Raw genomic sequence first — 26,117 nt, 5'->3', positions numbered from 1 at the left:
GCGGGCTGACGGCATGACGACGGACGCGACCGAGGCGTGGCAGCAGTGGCACGGCAAACGCGTGGAGGCGGTCTCGGCACCCTACGGGCCGCTCGCACTGACCGCCACGCACTGGCTCCCGGACCATCCGGAGGGGCGGCTCCCGGACATTCCCGGGACCTGGATGGCGGAGGGGGAGGGCGTGGTGCTCACCGCCGCCGAGACCGACGGACTGACCGTGGACGGGCAGCCCTTCGCGGGCGAGGTCCGGCTCGCCGCCGACTCCGGGCCGGAGGCCGACTCGCGGGTCGCGCTGGCGAAGAAGCGGCTGTTCGTGCTGGTCCGCGAGGGCGCCTGGGGCGTGCGGGTCTACGACCCGACTCCGGGGCCCGGCGCGCCTTCAAGGGCGTGGGCGACGGGCGGCTGTGGGCGGTGTTCGCCGGCGCCACCAGCGGTGAAAACTCGCTCGACGTGGCGGGCGAGGCGGGCGAGCGTGCGCTGAGCTGACGTCAGGATGCTGCTGCGTATGAGTGGTTTAAAGTCGGACGGCCGAAAGGCACTCTTGTGGCGACCGGTCGTTCGGCCGAATACTCCCCCTCAGCGCTTGTCAGGGGGCATGCGTGTTCGGAATCCGGCCACACCCCCTGGCTGCGCCTCACGGGCCCCGACCCCACGCGGGCCCCCGACTTCCCCTGGGAGGGAACGAAAAGTGAGGATCAAGCGCACCACTCCCCGCAACGGCACTGCGAGACGGACCCGGCTGATCGCCGTGGCCACCGGCTTCCTGGCCGCGGCCGCGTTCGCCGCCCCCACCGCGAACGCCGGCGTCGACGGCCACACGTTCAGCGCCGCCCAGCTCAGCAAGGTCGACGACTCCGTCCTGAAGGCCGACGTACCCGGCACGGCCTGGGCGGTGGACAGCAGGACCGACCGCGTCGTCGTCACCGTCGACAGCACCGTGTCCAAGGCCGAGATCGCCAGGATCAAGCGGCAGGCCGGCTCCGACGCGGGCGCGCTCACCATCAAGCACACCCCCGGCAGGTTCAGCAAGCTGATCAGCGGCGGTGACGCCATCTACGGCGGTTCCTACCGCTGCTCGCTCGGCTTCAACGTGCACAGCGGCAGCACCTACTACTTCCTGACCGCCGGTCACTGCGGCCAGGTCGCCTCCACCTGGTACAGCAACTCCAGCCACAGCACGGTGCTCGGCACCAACGTCGGCTACAGCTTCCCGGGCAACGACTTCGCACTGGTCCGGTACACCAACTCCGGCGTGTCGCACCCGAGTTCCGTGGGCAGCCAGTCCATCACGAGCGCGGCCACGCCGTCCGTGGGCGCGACCGTCTACCGGCGCGGTTCCACCACCGGCACGCACAGCGGCCGGGTCACCGCGCTGAACGCCACCGTCAACTACGGCAGCGGCGACATCGTCTACGGGCTGATCCAGACCACGGTGTGCGCCGAGGGCGGTGACAGCGGTGGTCCGCTGTACGCGGGAAGCGTGGCCTACGGACTGACGTCCGGGGGCAGCGGTGACTGCACGTCCGGCGGTACGACGTTCTTCCAGCCGGTGACCGAGGCGTTGAGCTACTACGGGGTCACGCTGCCCTAGCGAGTGGCGAGTCCGGCCTGCTGGGGAGCCCCCGTGCGCGAGGCGCGTACGGGGGCTCTTCCGTTGCCCGGCGAGGGTGGAGAACAAGCCATGCGCTGTCGTGACGTTCCGCTGTGGACTCCTCGCAGGTAGTGTTTGCAGTGCGAATTTCCGGGCGTGACCGTGCTCAGTCAAATCTGCGGGGGGTGTGCGAGCCCCTGTGTGCGCGTCCTGAAGTCAACCTTGTGTGCTCCCTGTGTCGTTCGGAAGAGTGGGCGCTCGTCAACCAGCCTTCCGGTCCGTCGGGTCCCCACAACTCGCGGACCATCCCCCCACAGGAGGACGTGAGTTGAAGCACCGACGCATATCCGGGCGGCGGGCCGCCCTGGCCGGTGCGGGAATCGCCGCACTGGTCGCCGCAGGTGTCACCTTGCAGAATGCGAACGCCAGCGAGCCTGCGAAGTCCGCTCCGCAGCTGCGGGTTCTGTCCGCTCCGGCGGCTGGAAACCTCGCCTCGACGCTGCTGAAGAACCTCGGCTCCGGCGCGGCCGGCAGCTACTACGACACCCAGGCCAGGAGTCTCGTCGTCAACGTGCTCGACCAGGGCGCGGCGAACACCGTCGAGGCGGCCGGGGCCAAGGCGAGACTCGTCACCAACTCGCTCGCCGCGCTCGACGCGGCGCGGACCACGCTGAAGCAGGACGCGACCATCCCCGGCACCTCGTGGGCGACCGACCCGGTCAGCAACAAGGTCGTCGTCACCGCCGACAAGACGGTCTCCGGCGCGCGGTGGACCAAGCTGAGCAAGGTCGTCGACGGGCTCGGCGGCAAGGCCGAGCTGAAGCGGTCGCAGGGGCGGTTCAAGCCCTTCATCGCCGGTGGCGACGCGATCAGCGGGTCGGGCGGGCGCTGCTCGCTCGGCTTCAACGTGGTCAAGGACGGACAGCCGTACTTCCTGACCGCCGGGCACTGCACCGCGGACATCACCAGCTGGTCGGACTCCAGCGGCAAGCAGATCGGGCAGAACGCGGAGTCGCACTTCCCGGGGACCGACTTCGGGCTCGTGAAGTACACGGCGCAGGTGGACCACCCGAGCGAGGTGGACCTGTACAACGGGTCCACCCAGAAGATCACCGGTGCAGCCGAGGCGACGGTCGGGATGAAGGTGACGCGCAGCGGGTCGACGACCCATGTGCACGACGGTACGGTCACCGGCCTGAACGCCACGGTGAACTACCAGGAGGGCACCGTCAGCGGTCTCATCCAGACCGATGTGTGCGCCGAGCCCGGTGACAGCGGCGGCTCGCTGTTCTCGGGGAGCAACGCCATCGGGCTGACCTCCGGGGGCAGCGGTGACTGCACCTCCGGCGGCGAGACGTTCTTCCAGCCGGTCACCGCCGCGCTCTCCGCCACGGGGGCGAAGATCGGCTGACGCGTCGGGCGTATGGCGCGGGGAGCCCCGTTCCCGGGTGGGAGCGGGGCTTCCTGGTGTGCGTTTGCGCAGGTGGGCGGCGCCATCCCGGGTGTCGCACGCATGTTCGAGAATGGGGGTATGGTGGAGGTGGAAGTAGGGAACTGATGTTCGAGAGCTGTTTCGGGGCTCACGAGTGCGGGAGGTGCGTGTGCCGGGCTTCGCGCATCTGCACACCGTCTCCGGGTTCTCCCTGAGATACGGGGCATCCCATCCGGAGCGGCTGGCCGAGCGCGCCTCGGAGCGGGGGATGGACGCCCTCGCTCTCACCGACCGTGACACCGTCGCCGGTGCGGTGCGCTTCGCCAAGGCCTGCGCCGGGGTGGGGGTGCGGCCGGTCTTCGGGGTGGATCTGGCGGTGGGCGAGGCCGAGGCCGTACGGCGTGAGCGGCGGCGGGCGCCGGTGCGGGGCGGGGCCTTCGTCGACGAGTCGGCCCCTCGGGTGACCTTTCTCGCCCGGGACGGCGCCCGGGGCTGGGCTGATCTGTGCCGGATCGTCTCGGCGGCGCACGCGGGCGGGGGTGTGCCCGAGCTGCCCTGGCCGGGCAACCACGGTGACGGGCTGACCGTGCTGCTCGGGCCGGGGTCGGATGTGGGGCGGGCCCTCGCGGCGGGGCGTCCCGACCGGGCCGCGAGGCTGCTGGGTGCGTGGCGTGAGGTCTACGGTGACGCGCTGCGGCTGGAGGCCGTGTGGCACGGGCGTACGGGTACGGGGCCCGGCTCCCTGCGGCTGGCCGCCCGTACCGTCGGGTTCGCCGCCGAACAGGGGGTGCGCCCGGTGCTCGGCAACGCCGTCCGGTACGCCGATCCGGGGGCGGGCCCGGTCGCCGATGTGCTGGATGCCGCCCGTCGGCTGGTTCCGGTCGACCCGCGCGGGCAGCTGGACTCCGGGGAGGCGTGGCTGAAGGACGCGCGGGCGATGGCGGGGGTCGCCGAGCGGGTGGTGGAGGCCGCCGGGTACCGGCGGGAGGCCGCCCTGCGGCTGATGGAGCAGACCCTGGCCACGGCCGAGGAGTGCCGGGTCGACCCCGAGGGGGACCTCGGTGTCGGGACCGTTCACTTTCCCGAGGCGCATCTGGTGGGCGCCGGGCGGCGTACCGCCCAGCGGGCCCTCGCCTCGCGGGCGGTGGCGGGGATGGTGCGACTCGGGTACGGCGGGAGACGCGCGTACTGGGAGCGGATGCACCACGAGCTGGACATCATCGCTCACCACGGTTTCGCCTCCTACTTCCTGACGGTTGCCCAGGTGGTCGACGACGTGCGGCGCATGGGGATCCGGGTGGCCGCCCGCGGCTCCGGTGCGGGCTCCCTCGTCAATCACCTTCTGGGCATCGCGCACGCCGATCCGGTCGAGCACGGGTTGCTGATGGAGCGCTTCCTGTCCAAGGAGCGCGTCGTGCTGCCGGACATCGACATCGATGTGGAGTCCGCGCGCCGGCTGGAGGTCTACCGGGCGATCATCGGCCGGTTCGGCACCGAGCGGGTCGCGACCGTGTCCATGCCGGAGACCTATCGGGTGCGCCATGCCATCCGGGATGTGGGGGCCGCGCTGTCCATGGACCCGGCCGAGATCGACCGGGTGGCCAAGTCCTTTCCGCACATTCGGGCCCGGGACGCGCGGGCCGCGCTGGAGGAGCTGCCCGAGCTGAAGCAGCTCGCGAGGGAGTTCCGGCGGGAGGGGGAGCGGTACGGCAGGCTGTGGGAGCTGGTCGAGGCGCTCGACGCCCTGCCGCGCGGGGTCGCCATGCATCCGTGCGGGGTGCTGCTGTCCGACGCCTCGCTCCTCGCTCGTACGCCGGTGGTGCCGACCAGCGGTGAGGGGCTGCCGATGTCGCAGTTCGACAAGGAGGACGTGGAGGACCTCGGGCTGCTCAAGCTGGATGTGCTGGGCGTACGGATGCAGTCGGCGATGGCGCACGCGGTCGCCGAGGTGGAGCGGGTGAGCGGGGAGCGGATCGATCTGGACGCGGTGCCGGAGGGGGATCCGGAGACGTACCGGCTGATCAGGTCCACCGAGACGCTGGGCTGCTTCCAGATCGAGTCGCCGGGCCAGCGGGATCTGGTGGGGCGGCTGCAGCCGAGCACCTTTCACGATCTGGTCGTCGACATCTCGCTGTTCCGGCCCGGCCCCGTGGCCGCCGACATGGTGCGGCCGTTCATCGAGGCACGGCACGGGCGGGCCCCGGTGCGCTGTCCGCACCCGGATCTGGAAGAGGCGCTGGAGGGGACGTACGGCGTCGTCGTCTTCCACGAGCAGGTCATCGAGATCGTCGCTGTCCTGACCGGGTGCGGGCGGGGCGAGGCCGACCGGGTGCGGCGCGGCCTGTCCGACCCGGAGTCGCAGGGGCGGATCAAGGTGTGGTTCGCGCAGGCCGCGGCGGCTCGGGGGTACAGCGCGGAAACGATCCGGCGGACCTGGGAGATCGTGGCGGCGTTCGGGTCCTACGGGTTCTGCAAGGCACATGCGGTCGCCTTCGCCGTGCCGACGTACCAGTCGGCCTGGCTGAAGGCGCATCATCCGGCCGCCTTCTACGCCGGGCTGCTCACGCACGACCCCGGGATGTATCCGAAGCGGCTGCTGCTGGCCGACGCGCGGCGGCGTGGGGTGCCGATCCTGCCGTTGGACGTGAATGTGTCCGGGTCCACCCATCGGGTCGAACTGGTGTCCGAGCCCGAGCTGTGGGGGCTGCGGCTCGCCCTCCGCGATGTGCACGGCATCAGCGAGGCCGAGGCCGAACGGATCGCGGCCGGGCAGCCGTACTCCTCGCTGGTGGACTTCTGGGAGCGGGCCCGGCCGAGCCGGCCGTTGGCCCAAAGACTCGCTCAGGTGGGGGCGCTGGACGCCTTCGGCGCCAACCGGCGGGATCTGCAGCTGCATCTGACCGAACTGCACCGGGGTGCCCGGGGCGGTGGCGGCGGGCAGCTTCCCCTGGCGGGCGGGCGGAGGACCGCCTCGGCCGGCCTGCCGGATCTGACGTCGGCGGAACGGCTCAGCGCCGAGCTGGGCGTGCTGTCCATGGACGCCTCGCGCAATCTGATGGACGACCACCGGGAGTTCCTCAAGGAGCTGGGCGTGGTCTCCGCGCGCCGGCTGCGCGAGCTGCGGCACGGCGAGACCGTGCTGGTCGCGGGCGCCAAGGCGGCCACCCAGACCCCGCCGATCCGCTCCGGCAAACGGGTCGTCTTCTCCACGCTGGACGACGGCACGGGGCTGGTCGATCTGGCGTTCTTCGACGACTCGCACGAGGCGTGCGCCCACACCGTCTTCCATTCATGGCTGCTGCTGGTGCGCGGAGTGGTGCAGCGGCGTGGTCCGCGCAGCCTGAGCGTGGTGGGTTCCGCCGCCTGGAACCTCGCCGAGCTGGTGGAGCTGCGGGCCGCGGGCGGTCTCGACGAGGTGGCGGCGCGGCTCGCGGAGCCGGTGGCCGAGGGCGCGGGCGGCGATCCGGCCGGTGGGCGGCGGATCCAGCTGCCGACCGGATACGAGATGCATCCGTGGGCCGATCTGCGGCCCGCGGGGCAGGAGGCCTCACAAGGGCCTGCTGCCATACGGAAGTTGTGGCACCAGAGTCCGGGGAGTGCGGGATGACCATTCTCTGCGTACGTTTCCAGCTGCCGCCGATGTACGAGGCGGCCCTGCCGGGACTGCTCGGTCTGCTGGAGGACTTCACCCCGGTCGTGGAGGCGCTGCCCCCGGACGGGGCGCTGGCCGACCTGCGCGGGGCCGAGCGGTACTTCGGGCGCAGCGCGGTGGAGCTGGCCTCGGTGATCCGGGTGCGCGCCCTCGCCCGGTACGGCGTCGACTGCGTGATCGGCGCCGGTCCGGGGCCGACGCTGGCCCGGGTGGCGCTGCGGGACGCCCGGCCGGGGGTGACGTGTGCCGTACCCGAGGACCCGGAGGGCATCGCCGCGTTCCTCGCCGAGCGGCCCGTGTCCGCGCTGCCCGGCGTCGGCACGGCGACGGCGCGCACCCTGGGCGAGTACGGCCTGGACACCCTGGGCCTGGTCGCCGCCGCGCCGCTGTCCACGCTCCAGCGGCTGATCGGCGCGAAGGCGGGCCGCGAGCTGAGGGAGCGGGCGAGCGGCCTCGACCGGGGCCGGGTCGTGCCGAACGCCGTCTCCCGGTCGCTGACGGCGGAACGCGCCTTCGGCATCGACGAACTGGACCCCGGCCGGCACCGCAGGGCGCTGCTGTCCGCCGCCGAGGAACTGGGCGGCCGGCTGCGGGCGGTGGAGAAGGTCTGCCGCACCCTGACCCTCACCGTGCGCTACGCGGACCGCTCCTCGACCACCCGCAGCCGCACCCTGAGGGAGCCGACCGCGCACTCGGCGGCCCTGACCGAGGCGGCCTACGGCATGTACGAGGCGCTCGGCCTGCAGCGCGCCCGGGTCCGCGCGCTCGCCCTGCGCGCGGAGGGCCTGGCCCCCGCCGACCAGGCCTCCCACCAGCTCACCTTCGACCCCGTGGACGAGAAGGTCCGCCGTATCGAGGAGGTCGCGGACCGCGTGCGGGCGAAGTTCGGGCCCAGGGCGGTGATGCCGGGCACCTTGGCCGCGTAACTCCCCATGGTGACGCCCTAGTTGGCCCAGGGCGGGGTGATGCGGGTGCCGTCGGCGAGCCGTGCCTCCAGGCCGATGGAGGTGGTGACCCAGGAGATCGCGGTGTGGTCGGTGGGGTTCTCCACGGCCAGGGTCGCACCGGGGTTGACGATCACCGTGTCGCCCGCCGCGATCCGTTCGGTGTGACCGTCCAGGGTCATCAGCAGCTCGCCGACGAGCAGATGGAAGATCTCCTCCCGGTCGACGGTGTGCGCGGGCGCCTTGGTGCCGGCCGGGATCTCACCGCGCCAGGCGCACAGCTCCTTGCTGCCGGTGAGCGGGGTGGCGTACGAGACGAAGCGGGCGCCGTGGATCTCGTGGGTGACGGCGGCCGACGAGCGGACGATGGGCATGGCGGTGGTCTCCGTTCATAAGGTCAAGTGGCTTGACTATATGGTCAAGCTGCTTGACCTTCCTGTCAAGGGTGTTTCAATGCCTCCGTGCAGAACTCCGAAGCCATGGCCCTGTCCGCCGCCCTGCTCGCCGTCGCGGGCGACCTCACGCAACGCATCCACGACGGGGTGACCGCCCGTGGCTTCACCGACCTGCGGCCCGCCCACGGCTTCGCCTTCGCGCGGCTCGCCCCGGGCGGCGCCACCGTCACCGACCTCGCCGCGCACCTCGGGGTGACCAAGCAGGCGGCGAGCCAGCTGGTGGACGAGATCGTGCGCAAGGGGTACGCCGAGCGCAGGCCGCATCCCGACGACGCGCGCGCCCGGCTGATCGTGCTGACCGAACGCGGGTGGACCTGCACCCGGGCGGCCGAGGAGGCGGCGGCCGAGGTGGTCGGCGAGTGGGCCGGGCGGCTGGGCGAGGGGGAGGTGCGTGCGCTGGGGGAGCGTTTGGCGCGGATCGCTCCCCATGGTCCGATCAGGCCCGTCTGGTGACGATCCGTCAGGGTCCGGTGGGGCGCTGGTTATCACTGGAAGTTTTTACTGACGCGTAACTTCACACTTGCACTACTCGCCCGTAACTTGACAAGTGAACAGCATCCTCGTGATCCGGATCACAAGGTAAGGCCGTCGCACCTCCCTTGAGCCGCAAGGAGATCACACGATGCTGCCCTGGAAGAGAGCGCTCAGACCCCTCGCCGCACTGCTCCTCACCGCCGCCGTCGCCACCGTTCCGGCCGCCGCCGCCCACGCCTCCGACGCCCCGAGCAGCGGCTGGAACGACTTCTCCTGCAAGCCCTCCGCCACCCATCCCCGCCCGGTCGTCCTGGTGCACGGCACTCTGGGCAACTCCGTCGACAACTGGCTCTCCCTCGCCCCGTACCTGAAGGACCGCGGATACTGCGTCTTCTCCCTCGACTACGGCCAGTTGTCCGGCGTTCCCCTCTTCTACGGCCTCGGCCCCATCGACAAGTCGGCCGAGCAGCTCTCCGCCTTCGTCGACAGGGTCCTCGCCGCGACCGGCACCGGCAAGGCCGACCTCGTCGGGCACTCCCAGGGCGGCATGATGCCCCGCTACTACCTGAAGTTCCTCGGCGGAGCCGCCAAGGTGAACGCCCTCGTCGGACTGGCCCCGGACAACCACGGCGCCAGTCTGAGCGGCCTCACCCACCTGCTGCCGTACTTCCCCGGCGCCGGCGACCTGATCAAGGCCACCACCCCCGGCCTCGCCGACCAGATCCCCGGCTCCGGCTTCCTCTCCAAGCTCAACGCGGACGGCGACACCGTCCCCGGCGTGCACTACACGGTCATCGCCACCAAGTACGACGAGGTGGCCACCCCCTGGCGGAGCCAGTACCTGAGCGGCTCCGACGTCCACAACGTCCTGCTCCAGGACCTGTGCCCGCTCGACCTCTCCGAGCACGTCGCGATCGGCCTGTTCGACCGCATCGCCTTCCACGAGGTGGCCAACGCGCTCGACACGGCCCACGCCACGGCCACCACCTGCGCGTCGGCCTTCAGCTGACGTGCCGCCGGGGCCTGCCCGACCTGAGCCGCCGGACAGGCCCCGGAACCCTCACCCGCGGTGGGCGCCACCCGCCGCGCGCCGTCGCACCGACAGGAACAGCGCAGCCGAACCGAGCGCCAGCGCCGCCGCGCCGCCGAGTGCGACGTACGAGGTGCCCGAGGAGGCACCGGTCTCGGCGAGGTTGTCCGAGGAACCCGCCGCCTCGGGCGCGAAGGAAGCGGCGGCGGCCTGCCGCGCGGCCCCCCGCGTCGTATACGGCGTCGGTCGCCGGGCCGGCGTGCCGTCGCCGCCGTGACCGTGGTGCCGCATCGTCGACTTGCCGGCACCGGCCGCGATCTGCTGGTCGGAGGGCGCGGAGGCCGTCGGAGCGGGGCCGGTGCCCGTGTGCCCCGTACCGGCACCGCCGAAGTCCACGTCCGAGCAGGAGTAGAACGCCTCCGGACTGTCCGAGCGCTGCCATACCGCGTACAGCAACTGCCGCCCGGACCGCGCGGGAAGCGTGCCGGAGAACGTGTAGAAACCGCCCGAGGCGACCGGGTCGGTGACCGTGGCCACCGGGTGCCCCAGATCCAGCCCGGACCAGGCCAGCGGCTTCGCGGGGGCGTAACCGGGCTTGGTCAGGTAGACCTTGAAGGTGCCTTTGTGCGGGGCGGTCACCCGGTACCTGAAGGTGTACGACCCGCGGTGCACGCGCGTGGCGGGCCAGTCGCCCCGGGCCAGGTCGAGACCCTTGAACTCCTCGTTGTCCGCGCTGCACAGCTTGCCGTCCGGGATCAGCTGCCGGTGCCGGCCGGCCGCGTCGCCGATCCGGACGCCGTTCCAGTCGTAGAGCGCCTGCGCACCCCCGGCCGCGACGGCCGCCCGGCACGCGGCCGACCTCGGGCTCTCCGGCCCCTCCGCGTAGCACTGCGAGACCCGGCTGACGGGATCCCCCATCGAACCGTGCGCGGACGCGGGGGCGGCGGCGAGCACGGTCAGGGCGAGCGGCGGCAGACCGAGCACGACGACGACGGCGGCCGCGCGACGGGCACGAGCGGACATGCGGAACTCCTCGTAGACGGTCCTCCGGCGGGTCTGGATCCCGTGGGGTGATCCGAAACTAGCCCCGGGAATCCGGGAAATCGCCTGCTGAAGGCGGGTGGAGGCGATCCTTATGGTGCCGTTAAGGCCGGACTAACCGGGGGCTCAGGAAGGGGAGGAGGAACCTTGTCGCCCACCTGCGGCTGAGCAGCGCGACCGTCCGCGCCGGGTCGGGGCCGTTCGCCGCCGGACGTCCCGGTCGGCTCCCCGATCGGCTCCCGGCAGGGCGTTGAGCAGCTCGTCCGCGCGCCGTCACTTGCCTCCCGTTCAGGTGTTGACCTGGGGGAACTTGTGCAACTGGCCTTTGGTGCCCCACTGTTGGCCGGTATTCGTCCATACGGTCAGGAGTCCCGGCTTGTCCACGCATACCTCCGCTCACGTCGTCGACCCCGCCGGCGGCTGCCCGCACGCTCTGAACGCCGACCTGCGGGGTCGGGGGCCCGTTGCGGACATCGTCCTGCCCGGCGGGGTGCCCGCGGCGGTCGTCCTGGGGTACGACGCGCTCAAGGAGTTCCTCTCCCACCCCGACGTGGCCAAGGACGCCCGCCACTGCCCGGCCCTGAACGACGGCACGATCCCCGCCGACTGGCCGCTGCGGGTCTTCGCCGACGCCCAGGGCATGCACACCGCCGACGGCGCCGACCACCGCCGGCTGCGCTCCCTCGTCGGCAACGCCTTCACCGCCCGCCAGGTGGAGCGGCTGCGGCCGCGCGTCGAGGAGCTGACAGCCGGCCTCCTCGACGACCTCGGCCAGGCCGCCGCCGAGGACCCGCACGGCGTCGCGGACCTGCGCACCCACTTCGCGCTCCCGCTCCCGATGAGCGTCATCTGCGAGCTGCTCGGCGTGGACCCCGAGCACCGCGGCCGGCTGCACGACCTCACCTACACGGTGGTCATCGCCACCGACACCACCCCGGCGCAGGTGATGGCCGCCGTCCACGAACTCGTCGAGCTGCTCGGCACGATCGCGGCCGCCCGCCGGGCCGCCCCCGGCGACGACCTGACCAGCGCCCTGATAGCCGCCCGCGAGGACGGCGGTGACCGGCTCAGCGAGGCCGAACTCATCGGCACCATGCGCCTGATGCTGGTCGCCGGGCACGAGACCACCCTCAACCTGATCAGCAATGCCGTACGGGCCCTGTGCACCCACCGCGACCAGCTGGCGCTGGTCCTGGAGGGCAAGGCCGGCTGGTCGGACGTGGTGGACGAGACGCTGCGCTGGGACGGCCCGGTCAGCTGGTTCCCCTTCCGCTACCCCACCCGCGACCTGGCCCTCGGCGGCACCGTGATCCCGCAGGGCACCCCCGTCCTCGCCGGCTACACCGCCGCCGGGCGCGACGCGGCCTTCCACGGCCCGGACGCCGACCGCTTCGACGTCACCCGGCCCGGCGCGGCCCGGCACCTCTCCTTCGGACAGGGCGCGCACTACTGCGTGGGCGCCCCGCTCGCCCGCCTTGAGGCCACGATCGCCCTGGAACGGCTCTTCACCCGCTTCCCGGACCTCGACCTCGCCGTCCCCGAGGCCGAACTGCCCCGCCAGCGCAGCTTCATCGGCAACAGCGTCGAAGCGCTCCCGGTCCGCCCGGGACGCCCGCAGGAACCCGGCTCGGACCGCGCTCGGACAGGTGACGTGCGGCCATGAGCGGGAATGACCCGGAGCGCGTGCGGGCGGCCGTCGGTGGTGATGTGGCGGCCGTCGGGGCGGTGACGGACGCGGCCTATCAGCCCTACATCGAGCGCATCGGCGTGGTGCCGCAGCCCATGGAGGCGGACCATGCCGCCAACGTGGCCGCCGGGAAGGTGTTCGTCACCGGAGAGCCCGTCCAAGGGCTCGTGGTGATCGAGGCGTTCGCCGGATATCTCTTCCTGGACAGCATCGCCGTCCGGCCCGACGCCCATGGCACGGGCGTCGGGCGGCGGCTGCTGCACTTCGTCGACGCCCGCGCGCGTGAGCTCGGGCTCGGCGAGATCAGGCTCTACACGAACGCGTTGATGTGGGAGAACCAGAAGATCTATCCGAAGTACGGGTACGAGGTCGTGGAACGCCGCGTCGACGGGCCGTACGACCGGATTCACTACCGCAAGCGGCTGGACTGACGGTCCCAGCGGTGTCAACCGTCGGGCCACCAGGTGCGCGCGATGTCCTTGCGCACTTCGGGGCGCCCCGTGGGGCGCTCCTCCGCCTCGTCGTGGATCCGGCGGCTGTCCGTCCTCTTCAGGGGCCTGTGCACGGTTACGCGGCGCATGGCTGCCTCCTTCAGTGCCTACCGAGTTCCGCGTTGTCGCGAAGGTAGACGCTCCTGGGGAGCGTTCCTCATCGGAGCCGGGTTGTCAGTGGCGGGTGTCACTCTTGCGGCATGACGAACGAGACTGCCCGAGCAGGTGCGGCGGGCGCCCCCGAACTCCGCGATCTGGACTGGGACGCCGAAGCGGCCGCCTTCGACGAGGAACCGGACCACGGCCTGCGCGACCCCTTGGTGCGCGCGGCCTGGGCGGACCGGCTCCGCTCCTGGCTGCCCGAGCGCCCCGCCGACGTCCTCGACCTCGGCTGCGGCACCGGCAGCCTGTCGCTCCTCGCGGCCGAACAGGGACACCGGGTGACGGGCGTCGACGCGTCCTGGGCGATGGTCGAGCGGGCCCGCGCCAAGCTCGCCGGGCGCGACGCGGTGGTCCTGCACGGGGAGGCGGGGGCTCCGCCGGTGGGGGAGCAGCGCTTCGACGTGGTCCTCGTGCGGCATGTGCTCTGGACGCTGCCGGGGCCCGACCGGGTGCTGCGGCACTGGCGGGACCTGCTGCGGCCGGGAGGCCGTTTCGTGCTGGTGGAGGGCGTCTGGGGCGCCCTCCACCCCGTCGGCATACCCGCCGGCCGGCTCGCCGCGCTGCTGGCACCGCTGAGCCCCGACGTACGCGTGGAGCGACTGTCCGGCGACCCTCTGCTGTGGGGGAGGGACGTGGACGACGAGCGGTACGCGGTGGTGGCGACGGTGTGAGAGCGGCCGGCGGCGGCTGAGGGGGTCAGACCAGCAGCGCCTCGAAACCGCCGGTGCGGGCCAGTGTCTCCAGCTCGCCGAGGGCGGCCACGGCGGCGGACGCGGCCTCCGGGTCCGTCCGCGTGAGCCCGCTCTCGGCGAACTCGTCCTCGTCCAGACGCCGTACGTCCGTGCCGTCGGCGGAGCGCCACAGGTCCAGGTCGAGGTCCTCCACGACCAGTTCACCGTCGCCGCGGACCGCCGGACGGGTGATGTCGCAGTACCAGCCCTTCAGGGTGCCGTCCGCGGCGCGGACCTCCTTCACCGAGTACCAGCGGTCGAGCCAGTAGTACTCGGTGAAGACGTCCCCGGGTTCGAAGCGGACGAAGCCGAAGTCGCGGACGCCGGAGCCCGCCCAGGGCGCGCGTACGGTGACGCGGGTGCCGTCGTCCTGGACCAGCGCGGCCGGATAGCGGATCTTCGTCCGGCCCGCCTTGACCAGCACGACCTCCCACCAGACCGTCGGTTCAGACGAGATCGAGGGCATAGCGCACCTCCGTCGCGCAGATGTCGTAGCCGAGCCACCTGTTGATCGCGATCATCGGCTCGTTCCCGGCGTCGTTGCCCGTGAACGCCTCGGTGATGCCGGCCGCCCGGGCCCGGTACAAGGAGTGGATCTTGGCGAGCTTGGCCAGTCCGCGCCCGCGGTGGGACCGGGCGGTGCCGGTCATCGCGGTGGTGTAGCGGGTGCCGCCGTCGGTGTAGGCCACGCTGAAGGCGACAGGACGGCCCTCGGCGCACGCGACCACCGTCAGGTCGTGGTTCAGCAGCGGATGCTTCCAGTACTGCTCGGTCCAGGCCTCGTAGTCGCTGTACTCGTAGTCGAGGTCACCCGGTTCGTCCCGCATCGTCTCCGCGTCCAGTTCGAACAGCGGGCGCGGATCGTCCGCGAAGTCCGCGGCCGTCCGCAGCTCGATGCCCGGCGGGGTTTCGGGAACGGGAGGGAGGGCGGAGTCCGCCAGGTCGAGGCGCAGGAAGTGGGCGGACCGGCTGCTGCGGTAGCCGTGGCCCTCGGCGAAGGCGCGGTTGGCCGGCTCGTCGAGGACCCAGCTGAACAGCCGGGTCGCTCCCTGGGCGGTCAGGTGCTCCTCGGCTGCCCGCAGCAGGAGCCGGCCGGCGCCGCGACCGGTCCGGTCCGGCCGGACGTAGATGTTCAGCAGGCCCTGGCCCGGCTCGGTGCTGTCGTGGGCCAGATGGACCTGCGCCGTGCCGATCACCTCGCCGTCCTCTTCCGCGATCAGCGGACGGTAACGCGCCTCGGGCGGCAGGTGGAGGGCGTTGTGGCGGATCGAGTCCGGGGTGAACAGGATGTAGGGAAGGGCCAGATGGCGGACCCGGGCGAAGCCCTCGGTGTCAGCCGGCACATCGGGGCGCAGGTCGCGCACGATCACTGTCATGAGCAGGAACGGTAGGCGGAGGCGGAGGGGGTTGCCTCTCATTTTCCGCCCGGTGCGGGACAATCGCCCCGTGAGCCTGAAGATCCGCATCGATGACAGTGCGCCCCCGTACGAGCAGGTGCGGGCGCAGATTTCCGAGCAGGCCAGGTCCGGTGCGCTGCCGGTGGGGTACCGGCTGCCGACCGTGCGGGGGCTGGCCGAGTCCCTGGGCCTCGCCGTGAACACCGTGGCCAAGGCGTACCGGGCGCTGGAGAACGACGGGGTGATCGAGACGCGGGGGCGCAACGGCACGTTCGTGGCCGCCGCCGGCTCGGCCGCGGTGCGCGAGGCGTCCTCGGCGGCGCAGGCGTACGCCGAGCGGGTGCGGCGGCTCGGGCTCAGCGAGGAGGAGGCGTTGGCAGCCGTGCGGGATGGCCTGCGGGCGGCTTACGGGGAGTGACCTGGTCCCCGGCTGAGGAGAGTTCGGCACCGCCGGACAGCGCCGTCGCGGCTGAGTGCCGTTGCGGCGGAAGGGAATCGGCCGAGGCTGAGGAGTCGAGTCACGGCTGAGGTCGGGAGTCGTGGCTGGGGCCGGGGAGTCGTGGCTGGGGCCGGGGAGTCGTGGCTGAGGTCGGGAGTCACGGCCGTGGCCGGGGAGTCACGGGGAGCCGGGGACTCATGGGCGGGGCCGGAGAGCCGGCGCCGTTGCCGACCGAGGAGCCACCGCTGTGGCCGGGAAGTCGCGGCTGTGGCCGAGGAGCCGGAGCTGGGCCTGGGGAGTCACCGTCGTGGCCGGGTGGTCACCGCCCGGCCCCGCTGGGCGTCCGTGTGGGCCGGGAGTCAGCGGAGGGCCGCGGGCTCCGGTGTGCGTGTCACCGTCAGACCCGCCCTCCCCGCAGCCCGTCCGAAGGCCACCGCGTCCCGGACCGCCGCGCCCCCCGGATCGTTGTTGAAGTACGCGTACACGTCCTCCCCGTCCTGCCAGGTCGTCGCGATGCGGTCCAGCCAGGTCTCCAGGGAGCGGCGGCCGTAGCGGGGCCAGGGGTGGGCGCGGCCCTGGTGGAAGCGGACGTACCCCCAGCCGGTGGTGCGCCACAGCGGGGTGACCGGGCGGGCCAGCACATCCGCCCAGCACAGGGCCGCGCCCCGGGCCGACAGCACCTCGCGCACCTCGGGTGTCCACCAGGAGTCGTGGCGGGGCTCGACCGCGACCCTCGTACCGGGCGGGAAGCAGGCCAGGCAGGTGTCCAGCAGGGACGGGTCGGCGCGCAGGGTCGGGGGGAGCTGGAGCAGGACCGGGCCCAGCCGGTCGCCGAGGCCCGCCGCGTGGCTCATCAGGCGGTGGACCGGCTCCTCGGGATCCTTCAGCCGCTTGATGTGGGTGAGGTAGCGGCTGGCCTTGACCGCGACGACGAAGTCCGCGGGGACCCGTTCCCGCCAGGACTCGAAGTTCTCCCGGGACGGGAGCCGGTAGAACGCGTTGTTGATCTCCACCGTGGCGAACAGCCGCGTGTACTCCTCCAGCCACAGCCGCGCCGGGACCCCGGCCGGATAGACGAGGTCCCGCCAGTCCTTGTACTGCCACCCGGAGGTGCCGACGAACAAGGTCACAGCACCATCAAAGCACTACAGGTACAGCCCCGCGTCCGCGCCGTCCCGGGCCCCCGGCACCGAGGTCGGTGCCGTGCCCCGGCGCAGCGCGTACAGCTCGGCGAGCGTCGCCCCCTCCCGGCCGACGCCCTCCTCGGTGCCCAGCCAGTTCACCGCCTCCCGGCGGGTCAGCGCGCCGACCTCGATGCGGGCCAGACAGCGGCCCGGGCGGACCACGGCCGGGTGCAGGCGCTCCAGGTCCTCGTTGGTGGTGACACCGACCAGCACGTTACGGCCCTGGCCGAGCAGGCCGTCGGTGAGGTTCAGCAGCCGGGACAGGGCCTGGCCCGCCGTGTGCTTGGCCTCGCCGCGGATCAGCTCGTCGCAGTCCTCCAGGAGCAGCAGGCGCCAGCGGCCCTTGCCCGCGCTGTCCTCCTCGCCGATCGCGATGTCCATCAGATAGCCCACGTCGGAGAAGAGCCGCTCCGGGTCCAGGACACAGTCCACCTGGCACCAGTCGCGCCAGGAGCGGGCCAGCGTGCGCAGGGCGGAGGTCTTTCCGGTGCCGGGCGGGCCGTGCAGCAGGAGCAGCCGGCCGGCGATGTCCTCGGGGGTCGTCCTCATCAGGCGGTCCATCGCGTCCGCCACCGGAGCCGTGTAGTTGGGCCGGATCTCGTCCCAGGTCCCCGCGGAGATCTGGCGTGTGGTGCGGTGCGGGCCGCGCCTGGGGGAGACGTACCAGAAGCCCATCGTCACGTTCTCGGGCTGGGGTTCCGGCTCGTCGGTGGCGCCGTCCGTGGCCTGGTCCAGGACCCGCTTGGCCAGTTCGGCGCTGGTCGCGGTCACCGTGACGTCCGCGCCGCGGTTCCAGCGGGAGACCAGCAGCGTCCAGCCGTCGCCCTCGGCGAGGGTGGCGCTGCGGTCGTCGTCACGGGCGACCCGCAGCACACGGGCGCCGTCGGGCAGCAGGGTCGCGCCGGAGCGGACCCGGTCGATGTTGGCCGCGTGCGAGTACGGCTGCTCGCCCGTCGCGAAGCGGCCGAGGAACAGCGCGTCGACGACGTCGGACGGCGAGTCGGAGTCGTCGACGTGGAGCCGGATCGGCAGAGCGTCGTGTGGGTTCGCAGACATGCCGCCATGATCCGGCACGGATGTACTGTGCGCACGGCATTTCACCGGGGTGGCAGCGCCGGGTTCTGATGTGCGGGCCGTCCGCGGCCGGTCGCGCCCACGAACGGCCCCGCGCCCCTGACGCGGCGCCCCCACGGGAGCGGCGCCACCTGTGTCTCCAAGTCCCGCCCGAGCCGCCCGTTCCGCCGTTACTGTTGTCCTTGATGGCACGCCATGGGTGGAATTCGGATGCTCGGCGGTGGCGGCTCACCGCTCTCCTCGGTGTCGGCGCGGCCGCGCTGGCCCTGATGGTGACCCTCTTCAGCACGCTGTCCGGCGGGCCCAGCACGGCCGGCACCACACGCGACGGCGACAAGGTGCACGGCATCCCCGCCACCGGCGCGAAACCCGAGCCGTACGTCGGCTGGGGCTTCACCCACACCCAGTACAGCGCCGACGAGGGCGCCCCGGCCGCCACCGCGCGCGTGCGGCAGCTGCTCGGGCAGAACGCCGGGCTGGCGCAGAACCAGCACATCATGGGCTGGGGCGCCGACAACCCCGAACCGGTCCGGGGGCACTACGACTTCGGCGCGCTGGACCGCCGTGTCGACTTCATGCGGGCCTCCGGCGGCACCCCGGTGATCACCCTGTGCTGCTCCCCGGACTGGATGAAGGGCGGCAGAGCCGGGGTCGACCACACGGACTGGAGCCGGCCCTCCCTGGAGAAGGCACCCACCCCCGACCACTACCAGGACTTCGCCGACCTCGCCGCCACCGTCGCCCGGCGCTACCCGGACGTGAAGCACTTCATCGTCTGGAACGAGTTCAAGGGCTTCTGGAACGACGCCAGGGGCCGCTGGGACTACGAGGGGTACACCAGGCTGTACAACCTCGTGTACCAGGCGCTGAAGAAGGTCGACAAGGACATCATGGTCGGCGGGCCCTACCTCGTGATGGACAGCGTCGACGCACGGGACGCGAACGCCTCCACCGCGCTGAAAGGGCCCTGGGGCGCCATGGACCAGCGGGTGCTCGACGCCTTCTCGTACTGGAACGCCCACAAGGCGGGCGCCGACTTCACCGTGGTCGACGGCTCCAGCTACACCCGCGACGACGAGCTGCTGCCCGACGCGTTCGCGGCCACCGACAAGCTCACGGCGGTCGGCGCGTGGGTGCGGCGGCAGACCCACGACCTGCCGCTGTGGTGGGCCGAGTACTACGTCGAGCCCGGCGACGGCAACGACGACCGCAAGGGCTGGACCGAGCCGCACCGCGTCGCCGTCCAGGCCACCGGAATGATCGCCATGGTCAAGGGCGGCGCCGACTCCGGGTTCTACTGGAACCCGGAGGACAGGACGGGCACCGGCTGCGCCGGCTGTCTGTGGACCCCCACCGACCGTGCCGGCGGCGGCCGGGCCCTGCCCCTGTACGGCCTGGTGTCCCGGTTCGCGAAGGCGTTCCCGCCCGGGACGCGGTACGAGAACGTGTCCGTGGCCCCGGACGACCTGCCCAACGTCCGCGTCCTCGCGAGCGGCAGCACGGCCCTGGTGGTCAACACGCTGAACCGGACGATCAGCGCCCAGGTCGACGGCAAGCGGTTCGACATGGGGCCGTACGAGGTGAGGTGGCTCGACCGCTGAACGGCCGGGCCACCCTCACTTCATGGTCAGGAAACGCTGCACCAGCGAGGCCAGCACCACCGCCAGCAGCGGCAGCGAGAACCAGAACGAGCCCTGCATCAGCCGCAGCTGGCGCACCCCCGGCCGGATCGCGACCCGTACGACCTCCCGTGCGGCCAGCAGCAGGACCAGGACGACGGCGGCCAGCGCGCCGACCACCGACCACGCGGTCCAGGTCACCTGCGGCCCGATCGGGCCCGGGTGCGGCTTCGGCACCGCCCCCGCCGGCTGCCTGCGCAGCGCGAACACCGTGACGTCGTCGTTGACCAGGACCTTCGTCAGCTCCTGCCGGTCGTCCAGGTTCTCGACCAGCCGGGGCTCCCAGGTCGTGGAGTAGCCCGCGTCCAGCTGCAGATAGGTCACCTGACTCCGGTTGACCATCAGATAGGAGTTCGGACCGGCGTCCTTGAGCGCCTTGACCAGGCCCGACACCAGTACCGGGTCGGTCGGTGCGAGTGTCGGGACGTAGTCCACCCGCTCCATGTCCTTCGCGCCCCACGGCATCGCCGGCGTCACGTCGTTGACCGTGTCCTGGGTCAGCCACAGCAGCCGCAGCGTCGGCTTGTCGTGGGCGTACACCCAGTTCATGGCCGCGACCTCGCCGGGCCGGACCCGCTCGAACGGCTCGTTGCCCCAGCGGGCCACCAGGAAGCCGCCCATCAGCAGCAGCCCGGCCAGCAGCGCGGCCAGCGGGGCGAGGCTGAGGCGGTCCTTCTCGCGCTCCTTCGCGGTGACGCCGGTGCGCGGGAAGAGGGCGAGGGCGCCGAGCAGGGTCGCGCCCGGCACCGCGAACATGAAGACACGCAGCGCCATCTCACCGCCGTACGACTGCATGCCGAAGCCCAGGAACGGCACGAAGGTGAGCACCAGCAGGGTGCGTTCCCGGTAGCGGTGGAACCGGCGGCGCCACCAGCCCCAGCAGGCGAGCGCCAGCACCGAGCCGGCCAGCAGCACCCGGGTGTACAGCACCAGCTTGTGGGTGGAACTGCCGCCCTGGATCCGGCCGGAGACAGAGGTCGAGACATTGCTGCCGACCCCGCCGACGCCGCCGAACAGGTCGTTGAAGTGTCCCGACCAGTACGGCTCGGCCATGAAGCCGACCCACACCGCGACCAGCACCGCGAACAGCAGCGGCAGGCCGCGCAGTTCCGACCGCCCGAGCAGGACGAGGGCCGCGAGCACACCGAGCATGACGAACGGCGTGAGCTGGTGCGCGGGGACGCTCGCCGCGTACAGACCGATCAGCACCAGGAGCAGGACCGCCCGCCCGCGCCGGTCCACCGGCTCCACCTCCGCCTCGCCCGGGCGGAACCTCGTCCAGATCACGTGCGGCGGGCGGAACCAGACCAGCAGGATCGCCACGAACATCAGGTACAGCAGATAGGTGAAGCCCTGCGGGGAGAAGTAGTCCTGGCCGACCCAGCCGCACAGCACGAACAGCCACACGCCGGTCCACTTCGCCCGCCAGCTCGCCCGCAGCGACCGGGTGAGCAGGAACACCGGGGCCAGATAGGCGAGCTGGACGGCGGTCGGCCACCAGCGGATGACCTCGGTGAAGTCGGTGACCCCGCAGGCCCTGCCGACGAACGCGGCCACCGCGAAGAAGCCCGGCCAGCTCCAGCGGGCGTCCAGGTCCGGTACGGCGGACCCGGTGCGGTCGATGTAGTCGAGGAACCCGAGGTGCTGCCAGGCGGTCGGGAACCGCGGCTCGGTCTCGATCACGGCGGGCAGCGCGTGCAGCGACACCACGGTCGCCACCAGCGTGACCAGCAGCAGTGCCCGGTGCTCGCGGCGCAGCCAGAGCAGCGCGGAGAAGACGATGACCAGCAGGGCCGCTCCGACGAGGGTCGGCAGCGGGAGCACCGAGATCAGCCCGAGGCCGCCCATCCGGTCCAGATCGGCCTCGCCGAGCCGCAGCGCGGGCACCCAGTACAGCAGCAGCGCGGCGATCAGCAGACAGCCGAGGACGACGCCAGGGCGGGTGGGCAGCAGCCGCTGCCGGAGCGGCACGGGCGCCGGCGGTTCGTCGGGCACGGGCTCCTCGAACGCGGTCTCGTCCGGTACGGCGGTGTCCGGGGCGGCCCGGCCGGGCTTGTCGAAGGTCGCCTGCCGTTCCTCCTCGGTGAACGGGGCGTCCACCTGGGCCGCCTCCGCCTCCCGCAGCAGTTCGGCCTCGGCCGGGCCGAGCGAGGCCTCGCTGCCGGGATCCCTCTCCTCCACCGGGAGCCCCAGCGGGAGCCCCACCGGACCGCCCGGGAGCCCCGTCTGAAGCCCCGCCGGCACCCCGCCCTCAGGCACCGGCGTACCCGCGGGCGGGGTGCCGGGCCCCGGGCGGACGTCCGGACGGCGTTCCACATGGTCGAAGTCGACGTGGATGCCGAGGGCGAGGGTCTCGGAGTCCAGCGCCCAGGCCGGGCTGTGCCGGCGCGCCGGCGCGGACGGGAGGACCTCGGGTGCCCCCAGGTCGGCGAGATCGCCGTCGGGGGCCGCGGTGTCGGGCACGGCGTCGGCCGCGGTCCGGATCGTCCTCCAGAGCCTCGGCGCGGCGATCGCCGCGATCACCGCGAGGCTGGCGGCTTCGGCGACGCCCGCGCCGGTCAGCCCCATCCGGGGCAGGAGCAGCAGGGTCAGGCCCAGCACCAGCAGGCACAACAGGCCCTGCAGCCAGGCGAGTCCGGCGGTGCGGCTGCGCGCGCGCAGCACCGCGAAGTACGTCTCGATCACGACCCGCAGCACCGAGCCCACGGCGAGCCAGCGCAGCAGCGGGGTCGCCGCCTGCGCGTAGCCCTGGCCGAACACCCCGAGGATCCAGGGCGCGCCGATGATCCACAGGGCCGCGATCGGCAGCATGATCCGGGCCATCCGCTGCAGCGCGGCCCGGGTGTTGGCGGCCAGCCGCGCCGGGTCGTGCGAGCCCTCGACCGTGAGCGACGCGCCCATGTTGATGGCGAGCAGGTCGGTGGTGCCGCCGATGGTGGTGGCGATGTAGAAGTAGGCGTTCTCCGCGGAGCTGACCTGCGCGGCGACGATCACGGGCACGAGGTAGACCACGGCGAGCGAGAACAGCGAGCCGGTGTAGTCCCCGGCCAGGAACCTGCCGACCTGCTTCAGCGTCGGCGGCGTGGTGTGGCCCTCGGTCGCCTCGGCGTGCCGGGGTGCCAGCCGGCGGAACACCAGCCAGCCCAGCGGCACCACCGAGGTGGCGATCGCGGCCACCCAGGAGACGAAGACACCGGTGGTCGGCAGGGCCGCGGCGAAGGCGACCAGCAGGGCCAGCTTCACGGCCGAGAACACGGTGTTGCCGACCGGCACCCAGGTGGCGCTGCGCAGCCCGGTCAGCACGCCGTCCTGCAGGGTGAGCACGTTCCAGGCGACGACGGCCATGATGAAGCCGAGCCCGTTGACCGTCCCGTGCAGGAACCGGTACGACGGCCCCCAGGTGTCCAGGGTCAGCAGGAAGACGCCCCCCGCGAGCGCCACCAGCAGCGAACTGCCCGCGTACGTGCGGAAGACCAGGTGGCCGGTGCGTGCCCCGGCGACCGGGATGAAGCGGGCCAGGGCGCCGGTCAGGGTCACCGCGGTCAGTCCGGCGAGGAACTTCATCGCGGCGATGGCGGCCGAGCCCTGTCCGACCGCGTCCTCGGAGTAGTAGCGGGCCGCGGCCAGCCAGAAGCCGAGGCCGAGCACGGCGGAGATGCCGGTGTTGAGCATCAGCGCGTAGGCGTTGCGGAACAGCGGGCTGCCGCCGGAGGACCGGCCCGTACCGGGCAGCCTCAGGCGGCGCCCGGACTTCGCGGGCGCCTCGGCGTCGGTCGTCGCGGCCTCGGTCGTGGTGGTCGTGTCAGACACGGGAACGGATGGCCTTCCGGCGGACCTGGCGGGATCTGCGGACGAGGGCGTACCCCTTGGTGAGGGCACGGTCCCTGGCGAAGGTGCGGGCGATGGCGCGGCCCTGGAGCAGTCGCTCGAACTCCTCCACGCCGGTGCCGCGCCGGACCGTGACCCGCTGGAGCGCGTACGGCCCCTGGCGGCGGCGGGCGAGGGCGTTGCCGACGGCGAGCGCCTGCGTGTACCCGTCCGCGCGCACGGCCTCGCGGACCCGGCGGCTGGAGTAGCCGTACGGGTAGGCGAACGAGACCGGGCGCGTGCCGAGTTCGTCCGCGACGATCTCCGTGCAGCGGCTCAGCTCGGTGCACAGCCGGGCGTCGTCGAGCTGGTCGAGCTGCGGATGGCTGTGGCTGTGCCCGCCGATCTCGACGCCGGCGGCGGCCAGGTCCCGCACCTGCGGCCAGTCGAGCATGGTGTCCAGGCCGCCCCCGGTGTCGTGGGCGCCCCTGAGCCAGCCGGTGGACACGTACAGCGTGGCCGGGAAGCCGTGCTTGGCGAGGACGGGCAGCGCGTGCCGGTGCACGCCCTCGTAGCCGTCGTCGAAGGTGATCAGCACCGGCCGCGCGGGCAGCGGGCGGCCGGAGCGCCAGCGGGCCGCGAGGCCGGCGGTGGTGACCGGGGTCAGGCCCAGGTCACCGATCAGCGCCATCTGCTCGGCGAACGCCTCGGGCGCGACCGACAGGGCGCGGGTGGCGTCGTTGGGCGCGGTGGCGACGGAGTGGTACATGAGGATGGGCACGGGGGCGTCAGCCATGGCCGCCTCCCCGGGCCGGCTCTCCGCCGCGGGTGCGCTCGGCGCGGGCCGGCGCGGCCGCACCGGCTTCCGGTCCGGCGCCGCGCCGGATCGGTTCGCCGTCCTCGGGGACCGGCACCGGCGCGAAGGCCGTACCGTTCCGGCGCGCCCGCAGGGCCCCCAGCGCATAGCCGCCGGCGGCGCTGAGCACCCCCGCGACGATGGCGCCCGCGCGTCCGGCGCCGCCCGGCCGGGCCAGCAGGGCGTCCCGCAGGCCACGAGCGACCCCTGCGGGCAGTACCCGGGTGGCGTACCGGCGTTCGGAGCTCAGCCCCTCGCCGGCGCCGACGCTGCGGGCGACCAGCGCCTTGGACAGCCCCTCGGCGTAGGTGCGGGTGCGGAAGTAGGCGAAGTGCTCGCGGGGTGCGGGCACCCGGTGGTGGATCACCGCGCGGTCGTCGATGAGCAGGACGGCGTCGGGGCGGGCACGGGTGAGGCGGATGCACAGTTCCGTCTCCTCGCAGCCCAGCGGGCGGCGGTCGCCGTCGCGGCCGATGCCGCTGGCGAAGCCGCCCGCCGCCTCGAAGGCCGTACGCCGGAAGGAGGCGTTTCCGCCGAGCACGTTGCGCACCCGCACCCGGCCCGGCGGCAGTCCCCTGTAGGTGCAGCCGACCACCCAGTCGAACTCCTCCGGGAACCAGGCGGGCCGCCGGCCCGACGCCCAGACCGGTTCCGTACGGCCGCCGACCGCCATCACGCGCGGGTCGGCGTACCCCTCGGCGAAGCGGCGCAGCCAGTCCCGCTCGGCCACCGCGTCGTCGTCGAGGAAGGCGATCACCTCGCCGTGGGAGGCGGCGATGCCCGTGTTGCGGCCGGCGGACAGTCCGCGCGGGCCGGCGTTGGGCAGGACCCGGACGTCCTCGGTCTCCTCGTACGCGCGGGCCAGCCGGTCCTTCAGGGCCGGGTTGTGGTCCACGACCAGGAGTGTCTCCAGGGCCGGGTACGACTGCGCGCGCACCGAGGAGACCGCCGCGAGGATGTCCTCCCAGCGGTCCTCGGTGTACACGCAGATCACGACGGAGATGCCGGGATCTGTCAAGACACCTCTCCCGGTACCGTGTCGAGCATCGGCGAGTGGTGTTCCTGGCGGCGCAGTTCGCGCCGGTTGGAGCGCTCCTTGAGGATGACCTTCAGCACCCGGATGCCGTCGCGCACGGCTCGCAGGTTGCTGGTGCCGTGGATGCGCAGGTACTCGTGGCTCGGGATCTCCTGCACCTTCAGGCCGGCCTTGACCACTCTGATGTTCATCAGCGTCTCGACCTCGAAGCCGGTGCAGTCGAGGTCGATCTTGTCGAGGCAGTGCCGCCAGAACGCGTTGTAGCCGTAGCACAGGTCGGTGTAGCGGGCGCCGAACTTGCGGTTGACGACCGTGCACAGCGCCCAGTTGCCGAGCTTGCGGATGAGGGTCATGTCGTCGGTGCCGCCGCCGTTGGCGAAGCGCGAGCCCTTGGCGAAGTCGGCGCCGGAGACGAGTGCGGAGACGTAACTGACGATCTCGCCGCCGTCGGCCGAGCCGTCCGCGTCGACCATCACGATGATGTCGCCGCTGCACGCCTCGAACCCGGTGATCAGGGCATCTCCCTTGCCCCTGCCGTGCTGTTCGACGACCTTGACGTCCGGCCACAGGGAACGGGCCACGTCGACGGTGTCGTCGGTGGAGTTGCCGTCCACCAGGACGACCTCGTGTATCCAGTCCGGAAGCGTCTTGAAGACGTAGGGCAGATTCTCCGCCTCGTTCATGGCGGGAATCACCACGCTCACCGGCGGAGTGATCGCCAGGTGGGAGGAGATCGGCCGGTAGTGCGCCGCGATCGAGGGATCGCGCCCCGAACTCGGCGGCCGCAGAACAGAACTCATGGGTCTTTTCCCTCTCGTCCGGTGGACCGCCCGCCCCCGGGCAGCCCGGCTCTGTGTCCGGTTCGAAAGGGGGGTACTCATCTTCGGCGCGGCGAACTGATCTCCGTGCACGCCGATGAGCTGGCAAAGATGGCCGGTCCGCCGGAGAAGAACGG

23 protein-coding genes are annotated in these 26,117 nt (G+C 72.4%); 12 read left to right on the top strand and 11 right to left on the bottom strand.

What is annotated here, in order from left to right:
* The first annotated feature begins 13 nt into the window (after positions 1 to 13).
* From IO33_RS43985 to IO33_RS0109185, 5 genes are all read left to right on the top strand, one after another.
* A complete protein-coding gene (locus tag IO33_RS43985; protein ID WP_342448264.1) occupies positions 14 to 481 on the top strand; it encodes a hypothetical protein in 468 nt (155 codons plus the stop codon).
* Positions 482 to 688: 207 nt separating this feature from the next.
* Positions 689 to 1,591 carry a S1 family peptidase gene (locus IO33_RS0109200; RefSeq protein WP_031162347.1) on the top strand — a complete coding sequence of 301 codons (903 nt, stop codon included), beginning with the start codon at positions 689 to 691 and terminating at the stop codon, positions 1,589 to 1,591.
* Between the two features lie 328 nt (positions 1,592 to 1,919).
* Positions 1,920 to 3,002, top strand: a complete 1,083-nt coding sequence (locus tag IO33_RS0109195) for a S1 family peptidase (RefSeq protein ID WP_031162344.1) — start codon at positions 1,920 to 1,922, stop codon at positions 3,000 to 3,002.
* A 190-nt stretch (positions 3,003 to 3,192) separates the two neighbouring features.
* Positions 3,193 to 6,630 carry a DNA polymerase III subunit alpha gene (locus tag IO33_RS0109190; protein ID WP_031162342.1) on the top strand — a complete coding sequence of 1,146 codons (3,438 nt, stop codon included), beginning with the start codon at positions 3,193 to 3,195 and terminating at the stop codon, positions 6,628 to 6,630.
* Positions 6,627 to 7,601 (top strand): DNA polymerase Y family protein, encoded by a 975-nt coding sequence (locus IO33_RS0109185; RefSeq protein ID WP_031162340.1) that lies wholly within the window; start codon positions 6,627 to 6,629, stop codon positions 7,599 to 7,601. The genes IO33_RS0109190 and IO33_RS0109185 overlap by 4 nt, the downstream gene beginning before the upstream one ends.
* 17 nt (positions 7,602 to 7,618) lie before the next feature.
* Here IO33_RS0109185 and IO33_RS0109180 read toward each other — a convergent pair whose 3' ends face one another.
* Positions 7,619 to 7,993: a cupin domain-containing protein gene (locus IO33_RS0109180; protein WP_031162339.1), complete on the bottom strand. Its 375-nt coding sequence runs from the start codon at positions 7,991 to 7,993 to the stop codon at positions 7,619 to 7,621.
* 87 nt (positions 7,994 to 8,080) lie between these two features.
* Between IO33_RS0109180 and IO33_RS0109175 the strand changes: the two genes are divergently transcribed.
* Complete coding sequence (locus IO33_RS0109175) at positions 8,081 to 8,527, top strand: MarR family winged helix-turn-helix transcriptional regulator (RefSeq protein ID WP_031162338.1); 447 nt, start codon at positions 8,081 to 8,083, stop codon at positions 8,525 to 8,527.
* A gap of 169 nt (positions 8,528 to 8,696) precedes the next feature.
* Entirely contained in the window at positions 8,697 to 9,557 is an 861-nt protein-coding gene (locus tag IO33_RS0109170) for an esterase/lipase family protein (RefSeq protein WP_031162337.1), read from the top strand.
* A 51-nt stretch (positions 9,558 to 9,608) separates the two neighbouring features.
* Here the strand turns inward: IO33_RS0109170 and IO33_RS0109165 are convergent, their stop codons facing one another.
* Positions 9,609 to 10,601 (bottom strand): lytic polysaccharide monooxygenase auxiliary activity family 9 protein, encoded by a 993-nt coding sequence (locus tag IO33_RS0109165; RefSeq protein ID WP_031162336.1) that lies wholly within the window; start codon positions 10,599 to 10,601, stop codon positions 9,609 to 9,611.
* A gap of 394 nt (positions 10,602 to 10,995) precedes the next feature.
* Between IO33_RS0109165 and IO33_RS0109160 the strand changes: the two genes are divergently transcribed.
* Both IO33_RS0109160 and IO33_RS0109155 read left to right on the top strand, forming a co-directional pair.
* Entirely contained in the window at positions 10,996 to 12,282 is a 1,287-nt protein-coding gene (locus IO33_RS0109160) for a cytochrome P450 family protein (RefSeq protein WP_051926557.1), read from the top strand.
* Positions 12,279 to 12,737: a GNAT family N-acetyltransferase gene (locus tag IO33_RS0109155; protein ID WP_031162334.1), complete on the top strand. Its 459-nt coding sequence runs from the start codon at positions 12,279 to 12,281 to the stop codon at positions 12,735 to 12,737. The genes IO33_RS0109160 and IO33_RS0109155 overlap by 4 nt, the downstream gene beginning before the upstream one ends.
* 14 nt (positions 12,738 to 12,751) lie before the next feature.
* Here the strand turns inward: IO33_RS0109155 and IO33_RS53495 are convergent, their stop codons facing one another.
* Positions 12,752 to 12,886, bottom strand: a complete 135-nt coding sequence (locus IO33_RS53495; protein WP_107069264.1) for a hypothetical protein — start codon at positions 12,884 to 12,886, stop codon at positions 12,752 to 12,754.
* 111 nt (positions 12,887 to 12,997) lie between these two features.
* Between IO33_RS53495 and IO33_RS0109145 the strand changes: the two genes are divergently transcribed.
* Positions 12,998 to 13,630, top strand: a complete 633-nt coding sequence (locus tag IO33_RS0109145; RefSeq protein ID WP_031162332.1) for a class I SAM-dependent methyltransferase — start codon at positions 12,998 to 13,000, stop codon at positions 13,628 to 13,630.
* Between the two features lie 25 nt (positions 13,631 to 13,655).
* On the opposite strand, the gene IO33_RS0109140 is transcribed toward IO33_RS0109145, so the two are convergent.
* Positions 13,656 to 14,156, bottom strand: a complete 501-nt coding sequence (locus IO33_RS0109140; RefSeq protein ID WP_031162330.1) for a ribonuclease FAU-1 family protein — start codon at positions 14,154 to 14,156, stop codon at positions 13,656 to 13,658.
* Positions 14,137 to 15,066: a GNAT family N-acetyltransferase gene (locus IO33_RS0109135; protein ID WP_031162328.1), complete on the bottom strand. Its 930-nt coding sequence runs from the start codon at positions 15,064 to 15,066 to the stop codon at positions 14,137 to 14,139. The genes IO33_RS0109140 and IO33_RS0109135 overlap by 20 nt, the downstream gene beginning before the upstream one ends.
* Before the next feature lie 70 nt (positions 15,067 to 15,136).
* Between IO33_RS0109135 and IO33_RS0109130 the strand changes: the two genes are divergently transcribed.
* On the top strand, positions 15,137 to 15,505 hold the full coding sequence (locus IO33_RS0109130) for a GntR family transcriptional regulator (protein WP_031162326.1): 369 nt from the start codon (positions 15,137 to 15,139) through the stop codon (positions 15,503 to 15,505).
* Between the two features lie 380 nt (positions 15,506 to 15,885).
* Here IO33_RS0109130 and IO33_RS0109125 read toward each other — a convergent pair whose 3' ends face one another.
* Positions 15,886 to 16,656 carry a DUF72 domain-containing protein gene (locus IO33_RS0109125; RefSeq protein WP_031162324.1) on the bottom strand — a complete coding sequence of 257 codons (771 nt, stop codon included), beginning with the start codon at positions 16,654 to 16,656 and terminating at the stop codon, positions 15,886 to 15,888.
* Positions 16,657 to 16,671: 15 nt separating this feature from the next.
* A complete protein-coding gene (locus IO33_RS0109120; RefSeq protein ID WP_031162322.1) occupies positions 16,672 to 17,766 on the bottom strand; it encodes a DUF5925 domain-containing protein in 1,095 nt (364 codons plus the stop codon).
* 203 nt (positions 17,767 to 17,969) lie between these two features.
* Here IO33_RS0109120 and IO33_RS0109115 point away from each other — a divergent pair, with 203 nt between their 5' ends.
* Positions 17,970 to 19,385 carry a GH39 family glycosyl hydrolase gene (locus tag IO33_RS0109115; RefSeq protein WP_031162319.1) on the top strand — a complete coding sequence of 472 codons (1,416 nt, stop codon included), beginning with the start codon at positions 17,970 to 17,972 and terminating at the stop codon, positions 19,383 to 19,385.
* A gap of 15 nt (positions 19,386 to 19,400) precedes the next feature.
* Here the strand turns inward: IO33_RS0109115 and IO33_RS0109110 are convergent, their stop codons facing one another.
* Genes IO33_RS0109110 through IO33_RS0109095 form a run of 4 tightly spaced genes read right to left on the bottom strand, consistent with a single transcriptional unit; the run spans position 19,401 to position 25,962 of the window.
* Positions 19,401 to 23,273, bottom strand: coding sequence for a lipopolysaccharide biosynthesis protein (locus IO33_RS0109110; RefSeq protein ID WP_031162317.1), 3,873 nt, complete (start codon positions 23,271 to 23,273; stop codon positions 19,401 to 19,403).
* Positions 23,266 to 24,066, bottom strand: a complete 801-nt coding sequence (locus tag IO33_RS0109105; protein ID WP_031162315.1) for a polysaccharide deacetylase family protein — start codon at positions 24,064 to 24,066, stop codon at positions 23,266 to 23,268. The genes IO33_RS0109110 and IO33_RS0109105 overlap by 8 nt, the downstream gene beginning before the upstream one ends.
* A complete protein-coding gene (locus IO33_RS0109100) occupies positions 24,059 to 25,144 on the bottom strand; it encodes a glycosyltransferase family 2 protein (RefSeq protein ID WP_078963411.1) in 1,086 nt (361 codons plus the stop codon). Before IO33_RS0109100 ends, IO33_RS0109105 begins: the two co-directional genes overlap by 8 nt.
* Positions 25,141 to 25,962, bottom strand: coding sequence for a glycosyltransferase family 2 protein (locus IO33_RS0109095; protein ID WP_031162311.1), 822 nt, complete (start codon positions 25,960 to 25,962; stop codon positions 25,141 to 25,143). Before IO33_RS0109095 ends, IO33_RS0109100 begins: the two co-directional genes overlap by 4 nt.
* Positions 25,963 to 26,117 lie beyond the last annotated feature (155 nt).

The sequence above is a fragment of the Streptomyces durhamensis genome (genome assembly GCF_000725475.1).
In the GTDB taxonomy this organism is placed as follows: Bacteria; Actinomycetota; Actinomycetes; order Streptomycetales; family Streptomycetaceae; genus Streptomyces; species Streptomyces filipinensis.
Note: the sequence above shows the minus strand (reverse complement) of the source record. Positions and strands in the feature narration are given on the sequence as shown.